The sequence below is a fragment of the Enterococcus pallens ATCC BAA-351 genome, from assembly GCF_000407485.1.
Lineage (GTDB): Bacteria > Bacillota > Bacilli > Lactobacillales > Enterococcaceae > Enterococcus_A > Enterococcus_A pallens.
The window spans coordinates 45,244-60,463 of sequence record NZ_ASWD01000003.1 but is presented as its reverse complement, the minus strand read 5'-3'; the positions used below and the strand labels follow the sequence as shown (position 1 = coordinate 60,463).

Below are 15,220 nucleotides of genomic sequence, written 5' to 3'. Positions count from 1 at the left end.
GCTTATCCAACTAAAGGAGGCCAGAATATATATTTACACTTTTTTTAATTCATTCTTCATCACGAATTATGATGGATAGTAACTGCTTTAATGCAGGCTTAACCTGATGATTTGTACGAGTTTTTGACGTACATTCATTGGGTTTTTTTATTGCTCTTTTGTAAATGAAAAATTTAGTATATGGAGGAAAAAGTAATGGGAAAGTATCGTGATTTAGCAGAAAAGATTGTAGCTAATGTTGGCGGAAAAGAAAATATCAACAGTCTGACACATTGTATTACACGTTTGAGATTCAAATTGAAAGATGAAGAAAAAGCAGATGAGAATGTTCTAAATAACATGGATGGTGTTGTGACAGTGATGAAAAGCGGCGGACAATTTCAAGTCGTTATTGGCAATCACGTTCCAAATGTTTATGAAGATGTTGTAGATGTTGCTGGACTAGGCACTTCCACAGCTAGTGATGATCAGGATGAGACAAAAGGATTCTTCAACAAACTGATTGATTTGTTAAGTGGATGTTTCCAACCGTTTTTAGGAGCAATGAGCGCCTGTGGAATGATGAAAGGGTTCAATGCATTATTTCTATACTTAGGTTGGTATGCGGCCGGCTCTGGTACAGACTTATTTATGACAGCAACTGGTGATAGCATTTATTATTTTATGCCAGTCGTTATTGGGCTAACTGCAGCACGCAAGTTCAAGGTTCGCGAATTCACTGGACTGGTTATCGGGGCAGCTTTAGTTTATCCCACGATCCAAGCAGCAGCTTTAGAGGCAGGCCAACCGATTATGACACTTTTTTCTAATACAATCCTGGAAAGTCCTGTCTATATTAGAATCTTTGGTTTACCAATTATTGCAAATAACTATACAAGTAGTGTTGTACCAGTCATTTTAGTTATTTGGTTCGCTAGCTATGTTCAAAAATTAGCACAAAGAGTCATTCCTGAGATTGTCCAAACATTTTTAGTTCCCTTCTTTACAATTTTGATTTCGGTATTCTTTGGGTTCTTCGTTATTGGACCAGTGATTACATTCCTAACGAATCTATTAGGCGCTGGGTTCACTTCATTGTACGAATTTTCTCCTACAGTGATGAGTGTTGTTGTTGGATTCTTCTGGCAGCCGCTGGTAATTTTCGGACTGCACTGGAGCCTAGTTCCATTAGCAATCATGAATCTATCTACAATTGGCAGCGATACGATTTTGGCAGCTTCATTTGCTGCAAGTTTTGCGCAAACTGCGGTTGTATTGGCAATGTTCTTCAAATTGAAAGATAAAAAACTAAAACAATTAGCAATTCCAGCTTTTATTTCAGGTATTTTCGGAGTAACTGAGCCAGCAATTTACGGATTAACACTTCCTAAGAAAAAACCATTCTTGATCTCAATGATCGGAGCGGCAGTCGGCAGCGTAGTAACAGCCTTCTTTGGAGCTAAATATTTCGTCTTGGGTGGATTAGGAATTTTCGGGTTCATCAATCATATTGATACAGCAACAAATGACATTAGCGGGATGATTGGTCAGTTTGTCGCAGCAGCTGTAGCAATGGTATTTAGTTTTGTTGTTACAATGCTCTTCTGGAAAGATGATTCCGTTGTCAAAGAAATAGATGATATACAAGAAGCTCCAAGTGAAAAGACACTACAAGAAGTAGTCACAGCACCGGTTGAAGGCCAAGTAATGCCTTTAAGTACAGCAACCGATAAAGCATTTGCTGAAGGTCTTTTAGGAAAAGGTGTGTTAATTCATCCCAGCAAAGGGGAAGTTGTCGCACCGTTTGACGGAACAGTCGTTACGTTGTTCCCAACAAAACACGCAATTGGCTTAGTTTCAGACAACGGGTTGGAGCTATTGATCCATATTGGATTAAATACGGTTGAATTAAACGGACAGTATTTTGAAGCTTTTGTTAAACAAGGCGACAAGATTAAAAAAGGAGATAAATTAGTCACCTTTGATAAAGATGCTATTGCTGCTGCTGGATATAAAGTCGAGACACCCGTAATTATTACCAATTCAAGTGATTACCAAGAAATTATTGAAAAGAGCGACAGCGATTCTGACGGTGAATTATTGATTGCCTTGCCATAAAAAAATAATCAGACTCTTTTTTTAAAGGGTCTGATCATTTTTGCTTAAAATCCAAAAGAAGGGAAAAGAGAGGACTTCTATTCAAAAGACGTTGTACCGTCATTTACAATGCCAAGAATTTTATCACACTTAGATAATTAAACTAAGAACTTAGTTATTTTCTTTGCTGTAGAAGGGTTTCCAAAAGAATTAGCATGGTTAAGATCTGTGGTATTTCCCGTAGCTTAACCAAAAGGAGTTTTAAGTACAGCAGGCTTGAATAAAAAAATAATAACTAGATTTACATGTTAACGATAGAACTTTATCTGAAGAATAAATGGAATATTCGAAAAAAATTACAAGGAGGGTGGACTTATGAAAATATTTTTAGCTTTTTTACTAATCGTATTGTTAGGAGGATGTGATTCAACTAGTAGTGATGAGACGGATACAACATCAGAAAATAGAGGCACATATACTACTAGGACCAATTCATCCGATAGTGTAGCAGAAAGCTATAGCATGAAGGAAACTAGTGAAATGAAAGTTACAATGTCGATCGATAATCAAAATTATCTGGTTACATTGAATGACAGCCAGGCAGCAAAAGATTTTTACAAGTTGCTTCCACTGACATTAAATTTAGAAGACTATAATCAAACTGAAAAAATTGCAGATCTTCCTAAGGAGCTTGACACCTCAGATGCTCCTGCAGGAACGGACGCAAAAAAAAGGAGATATTTCCTTCTATGCACCATGGGGGAATTTGGCAATTTTTTATAAAGATTTCGGTTATGGACAAGGGCTGGTCAATTTAGGAAAAATTGATGAGGGCAGCGACATGCTGACAAATCAAGGAGCATCATTTGAGGTAACTTTCAAAAAATAATAATGATGAAAAAGCTGGTAAACAGATTTGATAGTAGTATCTAGTAGTTAATCTACAACTAATATCAAATTGGATTTTTAATAAGAAACTCTGGCAATGAGTGTTGACTTAATCTGCGGGTTAAGTGCTAAACTTTTTTAAAAGAATGAACGGAGGAAGTGCTTCATGAGTTTAGATCAAAATTTTTTATGGGGCGGCGCAACAGCAGCAAATCAATGCGAAGGTGGGGTATCTGAAGGTGGTCGAGGGCCTTCAAATATCGATTTTGCCCCTCATGGTGAAGATAGATTAGATGTATTAGAAGGAAGAAAGAAGATGCTTTCCAGAGAAGCAGGCTATTTCTATCCAGCTGTTGAAGCAATCGATATGTACCACCGTTATATGGATGACATTAAATTATTTGCTGAAATGGGTTTTAAAGTTTATCGAATGTCAATTTCCTGGACCAGAATCTTTCCAAATGGAGATGATGAAACACCTAATGAAGAAGGGTTAAAGTTCTATGAAAATATATTCAAAGAGCTGAAAAAATATGGAATTGAACCTTTGGTGACTATTGCCCATTTTGATGTGCCACTTCACTTAATCAAAGAGTATGGGGCCTGGAGAAATCGAAAAATGATCGATTTTTATGTGAGATATGCAGAAACGATTTTAAGGAGATACAAAGGTCTTGTTAAGTATTGGCTTACAGTCAATGAGATCAATATTATGCTTCACATGCCTTTTGTCGGTGGGGGAATCGTTTTTGAAGAAAATGAAAACCAAAAAGAAGTCATGTACCAAGCAGCGCACCATCAGTTAGTCGCCAGTGCATTAGCGACAAAAAAGGCCCATGAAATTGATCCAAATATTCAAGTCGGATGTATGTTAGCGGGAGGGAACGCCTATCCGTATTCGTGCCGACCAGAAGACTATTTTGAGGCGCTGACTCAAGATCGCGAAGGCTATTTCTTCATCGATGTTCAAGCTAGAGGGAAATATCCAAATTATGCCTTAAAGAAATTTGAAAGAGAAAATATTCATGTGGTGATGGAAGAAGGCGATGATCAGATTTTAGCTGATTCAGTCGTAGATTTTATCTCATTTTCTTATTATGCTTCAAGAACTGTTAGTACGCATCCTGAAGAGGCGGAGCAAACAACCGGAAACTTTTTTGGATCGATCAAGAACCCCTATCTTCCTGCCTCTGAATGGGGTTGGCAAATTGATCCGATGGGACTGCGCAGTGCACTAAATCAAATGTACGATCGCTACCAAAAACCATTATTTATTGTCGAAAATGGTTTAGGTGCAGTGGATGTCCTAGATGAGAATGGACAAATCGATGATGAATATCGAATTGACTACATTCGCCAACATATCAAAGCACTGAAGGATGCAGTAGAAATTGACGGTGTTGATTTATTAGGTTATACCTCGTGGGGGTGTATTGATCTGGTTTCTGCAGGTTCAGGTCAAATGAGTAAGCGTTATGGATTTATCTATGTTGATCGTGATGATCAAGGAAAGGGGACATTCGAGCGCTCTAAGAAAAAATCCTTCTATTGGTACAAACAAGTAATTGAATCGAATGGTGAAAATTTAAGTAGCGATCAGCTTGATTACTAAATAGTAGAAATTAGCATAATAAAGGAAGTGAAGATATGTCAAATCCAAAACTGGATAAAGAAACTCTGCCTAAAATTGCATTGGGAACCTGGTCATGGGGAACTGGTTATCGTGGGGGTGATGAGATTTTTGGTAATCAGCTTAGCGAAAAAGAGTTAAGACCTGTTTTTGAGGCAGCTGTAGATAAAGGTTTAGTACTCTGGGACACTGCAGCTGTATACGGGTTGAATGCTTCTGAAGCGATTCTTGGAAAATTTGTAAAGGAAGCAGAAGGTATCTTAATTTCAACAAAGTTTACGCCTCAGTTAGCCAAAGATGATCATGCGGTAGAAACAATGATTGACGGTAGTTTAGAACGATTAGAAGTACCTTTTATTGATATATATTGGATTCATAATCCGTTGGATGTCAGTAAATGGACTGAAAAGATGATTCCTTTATTGAAAAAAGGAAAGATTAAGCATATTGGTGTTTCAAATCATAACTTACAGGAAATTAAACTAGCAGCTGAAATTTTGGCTAAGGAAGACATAACCCTTTCGGCAGTACAAAACCATTATAGCTTGCTCTATCGCGCATCAGAAAAGGCAGGGATTTTGGAATACTGTGAGAAAAATGAAATTTTATTCTTCTCCTATATGGTCTTGGAGCAAGGCGCATTGACCGAAAAATATAGTAAGAAACATCCTATGCCTGCTGAATCACGCAGAGGGAATGCTTTCCCGCCGAGAACTCTGGAAAAGCTAGAGCCATTGATTACGCTCATGAAGGAAATTGGTTTGAGGAAAAATGTGAATGTGGCTCAGATTGCAATTGCATGGGCTATTGCAAAAAATACGATCCCAATAATTGGTGTTACGAAAGTGGCTCAAGTTGAAGATGCGTACCAGGCAAGCTCTTTAACATTAAGTAAAGAGGAAATAGTGCAATTAGAAGCAGCAGCTTCAGCAAGCAATGTTGAAATTCGAGGCGATTGGGAAAAACCAATGAACCAATAAGCCAACAGAAAACTATTTATTTTTGGAGGAATCATTTATGAGAATTAGCGTTAGTGGAAATGGCAAGAAAATTTTATTTGATTTGAATGATAGTTCAGCGGCTTTGGATTTATACAATCAGCTGCCATTAACAATCAATGTTAAAAATTTTAGTACGAATGAAAAAGTATTTTATCCACCAGAGAGCTTAAACGTTAAAAATACTCCTATGGCGAATGCAAAAAAAGGAACCTTGGCTTATTATGCACCATGGGCAGATGTAGTCATGTTCTATGATCACTTTGGGAAGGGTTCTGGGCTTTATGAGCTGGGTGAAGCAGTCTCGGGTAAAGAGTTGATTGAATCATTATCAGGAATTATCGAAATAGAAAAAGTAGAAAAATAGCAGCTTGTATGTTTAAAATTGTCTGGCTACATTTGACGTATTAGTGGAGGATAGCGGTTGTAACAAAGCGTTCAACTCCGAGAAATAATCCGGAAATTGCTGAGAGGCACAGCGAATAGGTTGGTGTCAAACAGTATCTATCTGGAGCTTTTCATATTTTTGTGACTACTCTCCTCATTTTTCGAAAGTGTTGCTTCAGTTACACCGATTATTCGTTATGAAGAGGCTGTGAAGTTTTATGTCACAGCCTTATGATTTTGCTTCCAATTCTTTTTATACTCTTCGATTCGAAGATTTAACTCCTTGACGGTTTCGTTTATTTTATCACATTTGTGGATAAGGTTTTCTTTTTCCTCAACCAAAATTTCGATACGGCCTAACAAAGTATTGTCACCTTCATTACATAACCTTGTATAATCAATCAGCGACTCTGTATTTAGACCAGCCTGTCTCATGCACTGGATAAACTTAATCCATTCGATATCTTTATCTGTATAGATTCTCCCACCGCTTTTGTTTCTTTTGATTGGCGGGATGAAGCCAATTCTTTCATAGTACCTTAACATTGAGGGCGGCACATTTGTTACCTCAGCTGCAGTCAAAATATCCATAGTAATTCTCCTTTATTATCCATTTTTCTTTATAGTACTTCTTAATCTTGAGGTTAAGTCAACTGATTTTTCACCTTATTTAGGTTTATCCCTTGACTTAATCTAAAGGTAAAGGTCTAAGATCATGTTAGAAGAAGGTAAGTGAATCTGATTCGTTCAATTGCATGGAAAAAAGAATTTCTAGGAGGTAGATTTGATGGATAAAGCCAAAGTAACACTACACATTTTCACATCGGTCGACGGAAAAATTACTGGCAGTTATTCTAAGGCAAAGGAATGCAAGCCGGCAAGTGACTTGTTTAAATCAATCGGATTTAAAGATGATCATCCGGATAGCTTTCATTTTCAAGGTTGGATTTATGGGAGTACCACTGCAATGGAGTTCACCAATCACAATACGCCAATCTTAAAAAAAGAGGTAGAAGCAGTTCCAACAGGCGATTTCATTATTAATAAAGGGAAAAACAAATACTTCATCGCTTTTGACAGAAAAGGGAAGCTGAACTGGCAAGACAACAAAACAGCGTATGCCAATGAAGAAGCCTATGTCATTGAAGTCTTAACTGAGCAGGCTTCCGATCTCTATAAAGCGTTTCTAAGAGAAAAAGAAATTCCTTATATTATTGCGGGAAAAGAAGAAATTGATATCCCCATGGTTCTTAAAAAACTTTCATCGATTTTCGGCTTAAAAAATCTATTATTAGGCGGTGGAGGTATCTTGAACTGGAGTTTTCTTGAGGCTGGATTGATTGATGAAATTAGTCTGATTGTAGCTCCTGCTGTTGACGGTGATGCAAATGATACAGCACTGTTCAATTCATCCTTTACTGGAGGTTCTCGTCCAATCGGTTTTACTCTTAATTCAGCCAAAGTCTTAGATGGTGGGACTTTATGGCTTAGATACAGTGTGAACAATAATTTAGTAAAGGAGCAAAATAATGAATAGACCTTATATTTTTTGTCACATGATTACGTCGATTGACGGAAAAATCGACGGAACACACAAATCATTTTCCGAAAGAGGAAAGAACGCATTAGATTTCTATAATATCGCATTTGGGAAAGAAGCCTATTATGCAACGGATGGATGGCTATCGGGGCGTGCAACATCAGAAGCTGCTTTCACGAAAGGAAAGGCGCCGAAACTTGATCGTCTGGATGCGAATGTTCCTGCAGGGGATTACATTGTCGAGACGGATCATAAATACTATGTGTCCATTGATACTGCCGGAAAATTAGGCTGGGAAACGAATAGGGTTCAATATAGAGACACGGAAGCGCACATTATTGAAGTATTAACGGAAAAAGCCAGTGAAGCCTATAAAGCCTTTTTACGACAGTTAAATATTTCCTATGTGATCGCTGGAGAAAAAGAACTTGATATCGATTTATTGTTAAATAAACTGAAAGAAAAATTCGGTATCCAAACGTTAATGCTTGGGGGTGGCGGCGTTTTAAATTGGTCATTCATTCAAGCAGGAGTTTGCGATGAAGTTAGTATGTTAATAGCCCCATTTGCTGACGGTTCTTCAGAAACGCATGCGATTTTTCAAACAAAGGAAGGTGTCAGCCAAGATATTCCTGTTGCTTTTTCATTGGAAAACGTTGAAGAGCGTGAGAATAATGGGGTTTGGTTGAGGTATAAAGTTAAAAATCCTGTATAGCTATTAGAGACAGCAAAACAAATAGTACGGAAGCTAAGCAATAAAACGAATTGGAGGAACAAACAATGGAATATAGAAATTTAGGAAGAACGGGTCTAAAAGTAAGCCGACTAATCTTAGGGACGATGAATTTTGGGGAATTGACTGATGAAGAAACAGCCTTCAAAATTATGGATCGAGCGTTAGAGGCAGGCATCAATGTTTTTGATACAGCTGATGTATACGGCGGCCCTCAAAAGCCTGACATGGAAAAAGGATTTGGAACTTCAGAAGAAATTATTGGTCGATGGCTGGCTCAAGGAAACCGACGGGATAAAATCGTCTTGGCAACAAAATTGTATCAACCGATGGAGACCGGTCCAAATGATCGTGGATTGTCCATGTATCATATTCGTAGAGCCATTGATGCAAGCTTAAAGCGGCTTCAGACTGACCATATCGATTTATATCAAATGCACCATGTGGATCGCAACACAACATGGGAAGAAATTTGGCAAGGAATGGAGCAGCTCGTTCGTGAAGGAAAAATTAGTTATGTCGGTAGTAGTAACTTCGCTGGTTGGGATATCGCGACAGCACAAAGTAAAGCTGATGCTCGACATTTTCTGGGCTTGTCTTCTGAGCAAAGTCTATACAACCTTAGTAATCGTGCTATTGAACTTGAAGTTATACCAGCATTGCGATATTTCAATATTGGTTTGATCCCGTGGAGTCCGATCGGAATGGGACTATTGTCTGGTGATTTTGATCAATCAAAAGGAGGTCGTCGTCAGACTGAAGGATTGAAAAAACAACGAGAACAGCATTTGGATCAATTGGAGCGATATGAAAAATTATGTCAAGAAATTGGTGAGGAGCCTTCTGTGGTTGCATTAGCCTGGTTATTACAAAATCCGGTGGTTAATGCACCGATCATTGGACCAAGAACCGTTAAGCAGTTAGAGCAAAGTCTTCGTGCTTTAGAGGTGACACTTTCAGAGGAAACAATGCAAAGATTGGACGAAATCTGGCCTGGACCTGGGGGCGAGGCACCACAAGCATACGCGTGGTAATGACGAGTAAATGACAGGCATAATTAAAGGAGAGCTTTGACATACAGCAGTCTAAGCTCTTCTTTTTCTAGCGCATATATCAGTCAGTACTAATGAAAAATATTCGACTATGGTTGCGGCTGTTTGATTCAATAGTTGTATCACTTTAGCGTTTAGGACAAAGGTTAGACCAATAGAAAAAGATGAACCTCTTTAAAAAAACAATCTCTTCTATTTGAGTTTTATGGATTGACTTAATCTAAAGGTTAAGCTTTAAAATGAATAATGTAACAAAAAATCAACTGTTGATAGCACAACAAAAGGGAGAGAAAAGATGTACTTAATCAATGTTTCTATTAAGGAAAAATTTTCAAATCAATCAGCAACGGAACGCTTGAAGCAACACCAACATTGGTTTGGAAAATATTTTGATGAAGGAAAGTTCTTGATGGTTGGACCATCAAAAACCCATGAACTCTCCGGAGTTATTCTTGCGCAAGTTGAAAGCCGTGAAGAACTAGATCAAATTCTTTCAGAGGATGTTTACTTTCCAAATGGTGCTATCTATGAAGTAAACGAGTACGTACTATCTAGAATATCCAAAGACATTACTTTGTTTGAAGGTAAATAGGGGGAATAATCAATGAGTAAAATTATGATTCTCGGTGCAAATGGAGCAATGGCACGATTAGTTACAGAAAAACTAGTAAATGAGACAGATCATCAATTGATCTTGTTTTTAAGAAATGCAGATCGGTTACATCAATATAAAAACAATGACCGCGTGCAATTAGTCGATGGAAATGTCTATGACGCGCAAACACTACTTGAGGCAATGAAAAATGTTGATATTGTTTATTCAAATTTAGGTGGTACTGATTTAGACGAACAAATCAATCAAGTTCTTTCAAGCATGAAGAAATTAAACATTAAACGGTTTATTTATATAAGTTCTTTAGGTGCTCATCATGAGGTTCCTGGTAAGTATGGCGAGTGGAATGAACAAGCAATAAAAGACTATTTGCCTGGCTTTAGAAAATCCGCTGACTTGGTAGAAAAATCCGGATTAGAATATACAGAAATTCGTCCTGCTTGGCTAACGAATAAGGATGAAATTGATTATGAAACCACTCAGGTAGATGAACCGTTTAAAGGGACTGAAGTATCAAGAAAAAGCGTTGCAGAATTCGTATTTACTATTTTGAATCAACCAGATTCATATGTAAATAAGAGTATTGGTTTGAATAAACCAAACACAGATGGTGACAAACCAAGTTGGATGTAGAAAACGAAAAAGGAGAAATATTTTATGGCTATCAAAAATAAAGTCGTTGTGATTACAGGTGCTTCAAGCGGAATTGGTAAAGCGACAGCTAATTTGCTTGCGGAAAAAGGCGCGAAGCTTGTTCTTGGCGCTAGACGTGAAGCCAAATTAAAAGAGTTGGCTGATCAAATCAAAGAAAATGGTGGAGAAGCTGTTTATCAGGTCACGGATGTAACCATTCCGGAAGAGAATAACGCGCTGGTAAAATTAGCAAAAGATACCTTTGGAAAAGTCGATGTGATTTTCTTAAATGCGGGCCTAATGCCGAACTCACCATTATCAGCACTTAAGACAGATGAATGGGACCGGATGGTCGATGTCAATTTGAAAGGTGTTTTAAATGGAATTGCTTCGGTGCTACCAACTTTTAAAGAACAAAAATCAGGTCATGTTATCACTACATCATCTGTCGCTGGCTTAAAAGCCTATCCGGGCGGAGCTGTATATGGTGCAACAAAATGGGCAGTACGGGATTTAATGGAAGTCTTGCGCATGGAATCAGCTCAAGAAGGTTCGAATATTCGGACAGCAACAATCTATCCTGCAGCAATTCAAACAGAATTGCTAGATACCATTACCGATACTGAGACTGAAAAAGGAATGTCTGCAACTTATGATAAATATCAGATCGGACCTGAAAGTATTGCTAATATCGTAGCGTTTGCCATTGACCAACCAGAGGATACGAATGTCAATGAGTTTACTGTTGGTCCAACGAAACAACCATGGTAAATATCGTAAAAAGTAAAGAACGACAACTCTAACACCGAATGAACTAGTGAGACTAGAAAAGCAGCAAAGTTTAAAATTCGACTACCAGTACGATAAATAATGGATGAAAACATATATTGATGAATACAAATTCACTCAATAGTCATCAGAATTATCATTAATATTAAAGACTGTAATTTGAAGGATCTGACGAATAAACTAAACGCTAAAGCTAGAAGCCGTTGATCATGGCCTCTAGCTTTTTTCTCTATTTATTTTTCATCTCTCATCCGAAAGTGAAGTATGCAATAAAAAATTCACTTATCCAATTCTGACGGCAATACCTGTTATATAAAAAGACGAAAAACTTTAAAAGTAACAGAAAACAGATACCACTTAGTAGCTCACCTTGACATTGAAAAAGAAATTATAGTATAGTTACTGAGAAGAATTTAAGAGTTAAGCAAAGTTTATTTATGAACGGGGTTGTATTTTTGAGCGTAACAATGTCTATCTAGATGAATTTAATAGCCGATAAGCAAGCATTTATTTGGCGTGTCTATAGATATTCTTACATTCTCAATCATCATTCATATGAACTTGCTTACACCGAGTGTCAGTTGAATAATACCATTGAGAGCTAGGAGAAATCCTAGCTTTTTGCGTGCTTTATTTGACTGCATTCCTTTAGACATCCAACAATAACGGTATCAATCGAACCATCGATTATACTTGCGTGAAGGCGAATCCGATTTTCAATTTTAGGAGGGTTTCACCTTGGAAAAAAGTAACACGAAGCGTCAATGGCGCATGAATGTTCAAATGTTTTTAATGAGTCAATTTTTAACTGGTATCACCAGTATGACCGTTCAGTATGCGATCATCTGGTATCTTACTGAACAAACGAAGTCCGCAACTATGCTGAGCTTTGCGACATTATTAGGCATGCTGCCTATGATTGTTCTGAGTCCTTTCGTGGGTCCATATGTGGATCGCTTGAATAAAAAGGGACTGTTAATTATTCCAGATTTAATTGCGGCTTTATTCGCGATTATTCTATCTGTTACCGGAATCGTTACCGGAACATTCCCGTTTTGGCTGATTTTTGTTTCTCTATTTGTTCGAGCGGTGACGCAAACATTTCAAACACCAACGATTTTAGCAATTCTACCAACCATTGCGCCAAGAGAAGAATTGACTAAAGTGAATGGGCAATTAGGCATGGTTCAATCCGCCAATCGAATCATTGCTCCAGGAATTGGTGCGTTTCTTTTTGCGATTATGCCGTTGCATCTATTATTACTTTTGGACGTTTTAGGTGCAGTATTAGGTCTGCTGTTGTTGATTTTTGTAAAAATACCGAAAACCTCGGAGCATTTCGGAAATACGCTCGCACTGGAAGAGACCAAACAAGGGATCAGAGACCTGCGAAGTAAAAGTGGCCTATGGATCATTGTGCTGATTGGCGCTCTGTCTTCCATCTTTATTATGCCAGCCGCCAGCATGTATCCTTTAATGACGATGGGCTATTTTGATGGCACTGTCAGTGATGCAGGATTGGTTCAAATGATTTATTCTGTCGGCATGTTGGTGGGGGGGTCAATTATTGGAGTATTTGGAAACTGGAAGGATCGAATGAAGCCATTACTATTTTCTTACCTAGTGATTGGTATCACGTTTGCAGCTAGTGGTCTGTTACCTTCAAATAAAACGGGATTGATTTGGTTTATCGTTTTAAGTGCTTTAACTGGAATAGCTGCGCCATTTTTTGATAGCTTATTAATGGCAATGATCCAGCAGAGCTTTCCAGTCAATCAGATTGGACGAATCATGGGTGTAGTAATGGCCTTGTTAAGTTTATTAGCATCATTGGGCTTGATTTTCACAGGTCCAATTGCAGATCTGATTGGTGTAGAAAATGTTTTTGTCATTGCAGGACTGGGCATTATCTTATGTGCCATTATCAATTGGTTAATTGCGCCAGCAAGAGATTACGATAAACAGCTACAAGAAAAAAGTATACTTGATAGTTCAGATTAAGAAGATTGTTTGATGTGGGACTTTCTATTTTATGAGAGTTGCCAATGATAAACATTTAATTAAAAGCCATTTCACTCAACGGATTGCGAGTTTGCCTGATTATATTAAGGCTTACTTGCCGAAATTGTTGTACGAAACTTGAATAACCAGTAGAAGAAATTTCACATTCCCTTTACGGAGAGGAATGTGGAATTTTTTTTTTGCTGAAATAATGGTGTGATTTAAGGAACCAGTTGCGACATTATCTAAAGTCTATTTATGGACAAATAAAAGCTTACTCCTCGCGTTTTTTTTATAATCGATCAGAAGAACGTACCAGTGAATCCGTCCATTTTGTTTATATTTGGTTTGAAATCGTATTCAAAAGCAAGTCGATTTCTAATAGACTATTGATACACAAAGGAGGAGTAAGAAATGTTAATGGAACAGCAGAGAAAACAGATCGTCGAATATGGGAAACGGTTGATTACCAGTGGATTAACCAAAGGAACAGGCGGAAATATCAGTATTTATGATCCAGAACTCGATTTAATGGCCATTAGTCCAAGTGGGATTGATTATTTTGAAACGTTACCTGAAGATGTGGTCGTGACTAAATTATCGGGTGAAATTGTTGATAGTGAACGTAAACCTTCCAGTGAACTAGACATGCATCGGATTTATTATATGCGCCGACCAGATATCCGTTCTGTTGTCCATACCCATTCACCGTTTAGTACGACGATGGCTACTTTACGCTGGGATTTACCAGCATCGAACTATTATATTGCTATTGCTGGCGGCAAGGAGGTCCGCTGTGCCGAGTATGCATCCTTTGGTACTTGGGAGCTGGCAGAAAGTACCTTTAAGGCAATGGAAGATCGCTATGCGTGTTTCCTGGCGAACCATGGATTACTGGCTGCTTCCTATGATTTACCCAATGCTTTTTCAATTGCAGAGGAAACAGAACGAATGGCGGAAGTTTATTGGCGCGCAAAATCAGTAGGCAATCCAGTGATTTTAGACGATGCTGAAGTGGCGTTTATGCTTGAGAAGTTTAAATCATACGGTCAAAAATAGTGTAGTTAGGTGGAGGATGACGTTGAACGTAAAGGATATTTTGAGAGAGGACTTAGTTGATTTATCAGTTGAAGCAGCCAGCTGCACGGATCTTTTTATGAGGATATCGGACGTTTTATTTAGTAAAGGATATGTAGTACAGGAATACGGGCAGCAGCTTCAAAAAAGAGAACACGCGTTTCCGACCGGGTTGGCGACCAAAACAGTGGACGTCGCCATTCCTCATACAGACGCAGTTTTTGTCAAAGAACCATTTGTTTATGTTTTGAAGCCCAAAACGAAGATCGCCTTTCATCAAATGGGGACATTCCCAGAAAATGGGGTACTGGTTCATCCCAAATTAATCTTCATTTTAGGGTTCAGCAAGAATGATATGCAGCTGGCTTTATTACAAACATTAATGAAAATATTCAATGACGAGACGATGATGGATCAACTAATTGAGGCAGAGACAGAGAAGGAACTTTTTGAATTGCTAAGAAAACAAATAGACGATATCGGGGGAGAAAAAGAATGAGAACATTAAATATTGTTTCAGTGTGTGGGTCAGGTACAGTAACCAGTTCAATGATTGCCAACAAGGTAAAGGATCTATTAGAAGATAATGGATTTAACGCAAAAACTGTAGAAGTGAATCCTGGTGGAGTAGATGGCGTATTAAGCAGTGGCACCTTTGACATGATTGTTCATACAAGTCCTTTAATTAGCACCTATGAGATTCCAACCATCAACGCAGTAGGATTCTTAACCGGAATGGGAGAAGAAGAATTTATTGAAGAGCTGTTAGAAACCGCTAAAGATTTAGTAGGCTAAGGGGGAAT

The 15,220-nt window shown here is 38.0% G+C and carries 17 protein-coding genes; 16 read left to right on the top strand and 1 reads right to left on the bottom strand.

Annotation, left to right across the window (positions count from 1 at the left end):
• Positions 1-195: 195 nt before the first annotated feature.
• The 6 genes from I588_RS12820 (at position 196) to I588_RS12800 (ending at position 5,959) form a co-directional block, all read left to right on the top strand.
• The gene (locus I588_RS12820; RefSeq protein ID WP_010759174.1) at positions 196-2,097 is read left to right on the top strand and encodes a beta-glucoside-specific PTS transporter subunit IIABC; all 1,902 of its coding nucleotides are present in this window, start codon (positions 196-198) and stop codon (positions 2,095-2,097) included.
• Between the two features lie 354 nt (positions 2,098-2,451).
• Entirely contained in the window at positions 2,452-2,859 is a 408-nt protein-coding gene (locus tag I588_RS27725; protein WP_010759173.1) for a cyclophilin-like fold protein, read from the top strand.
• A complete protein-coding gene (locus I588_RS28210; RefSeq protein WP_211219408.1) occupies positions 2,780-2,965 on the top strand; it encodes a cyclophilin-like fold protein in 186 nt (61 codons plus the stop codon). Before I588_RS27725 ends, I588_RS28210 begins: the two co-directional genes overlap by 80 nt.
• A 165-nt stretch (positions 2,966-3,130) precedes the next feature.
• Entirely contained in the window at positions 3,131-4,576 is a 1,446-nt protein-coding gene (locus I588_RS12810) for a 6-phospho-beta-glucosidase (RefSeq protein WP_010759172.1), read from the top strand.
• A gap of 35 nt (positions 4,577-4,611) precedes the next feature.
• Complete coding sequence (locus I588_RS12805; RefSeq protein WP_010759171.1) at positions 4,612-5,574, top strand: aldo/keto reductase; 963 nt, start codon at positions 4,612-4,614, stop codon at positions 5,572-5,574.
• Positions 5,575-5,611: 37 nt separating this feature from the next.
• On the top strand, positions 5,612-5,959 hold the full coding sequence (locus tag I588_RS12800) for a cyclophilin-like fold protein (RefSeq protein WP_010759170.1): 348 nt from the start codon (positions 5,612-5,614) through the stop codon (positions 5,957-5,959).
• A 236-nt stretch (positions 5,960-6,195) separates the two neighbouring features.
• Here I588_RS12800 and I588_RS12795 read toward each other — a convergent pair whose 3' ends face one another.
• Positions 6,196-6,570 carry a MerR family transcriptional regulator gene (locus tag I588_RS12795; protein ID WP_010759169.1) on the bottom strand — a complete coding sequence of 125 codons (375 nt, stop codon included), beginning with the start codon at positions 6,568-6,570 and terminating at the stop codon, positions 6,196-6,198.
• Between the two features lie 196 nt (positions 6,571-6,766).
• On the opposite strand from I588_RS12795, the gene I588_RS12790 reads away from it, so the two are divergent.
• The 10 genes from I588_RS12790 (at position 6,767) to I588_RS12745 (ending at position 15,212) form a co-directional block, all read left to right on the top strand.
• Positions 6,767-7,516: a dihydrofolate reductase family protein gene (locus I588_RS12790; RefSeq protein ID WP_010759168.1), complete on the top strand. Its 750-nt coding sequence runs from the start codon at positions 6,767-6,769 to the stop codon at positions 7,514-7,516.
• Positions 7,509-8,234 carry a dihydrofolate reductase family protein gene (locus I588_RS12785; RefSeq protein WP_010759167.1) on the top strand — a complete coding sequence of 242 codons (726 nt, stop codon included), beginning with the start codon at positions 7,509-7,511 and terminating at the stop codon, positions 8,232-8,234. The genes I588_RS12790 and I588_RS12785 overlap by 8 nt, the downstream gene beginning before the upstream one ends.
• A gap of 65 nt (positions 8,235-8,299) precedes the next feature.
• Positions 8,300-9,286, top strand: a complete 987-nt coding sequence (locus tag I588_RS12780) for an aldo/keto reductase (RefSeq protein ID WP_010759166.1) — start codon at positions 8,300-8,302, stop codon at positions 9,284-9,286.
• 313 nt (positions 9,287-9,599) lie between these two features.
• Positions 9,600-9,896, top strand: coding sequence for a YciI family protein (locus I588_RS12775; RefSeq protein WP_010759165.1), 297 nt, complete (start codon positions 9,600-9,602; stop codon positions 9,894-9,896).
• Positions 9,897-9,908: 12 nt separating this feature from the next.
• Entirely contained in the window at positions 9,909-10,550 is a 642-nt protein-coding gene (locus I588_RS12770; RefSeq protein WP_010759164.1) for an NAD(P)H-binding protein, read from the top strand.
• A 24-nt stretch (positions 10,551-10,574) separates the two neighbouring features.
• Positions 10,575-11,321: an SDR family oxidoreductase gene (locus I588_RS12765; protein ID WP_010759163.1), complete on the top strand. Its 747-nt coding sequence runs from the start codon at positions 10,575-10,577 to the stop codon at positions 11,319-11,321.
• A gap of 789 nt (positions 11,322-12,110) precedes the next feature.
• Positions 12,111-13,340: an MFS transporter gene (locus I588_RS12760; RefSeq protein ID WP_139243974.1), complete on the top strand. Its 1,230-nt coding sequence runs from the start codon at positions 12,111-12,113 to the stop codon at positions 13,338-13,340.
• Between the two features lie 414 nt (positions 13,341-13,754).
• Positions 13,755-14,399, top strand: coding sequence for an L-fuculose-phosphate aldolase (locus I588_RS12755; protein WP_010759161.1), 645 nt, complete (start codon positions 13,755-13,757; stop codon positions 14,397-14,399).
• 22 nt (positions 14,400-14,421) lie between these two features.
• Positions 14,422-14,916, top strand: a complete 495-nt coding sequence (locus tag I588_RS12750) for a PTS sugar transporter subunit IIA (protein WP_010759160.1) — start codon at positions 14,422-14,424, stop codon at positions 14,914-14,916.
• Complete coding sequence (locus I588_RS12745) at positions 14,913-15,212, top strand: PTS sugar transporter subunit IIB (RefSeq protein ID WP_010759159.1); 300 nt, start codon at positions 14,913-14,915, stop codon at positions 15,210-15,212. Before I588_RS12750 ends, I588_RS12745 begins: the two co-directional genes overlap by 4 nt.
• Positions 15,213-15,220 lie beyond the last annotated feature (8 nt).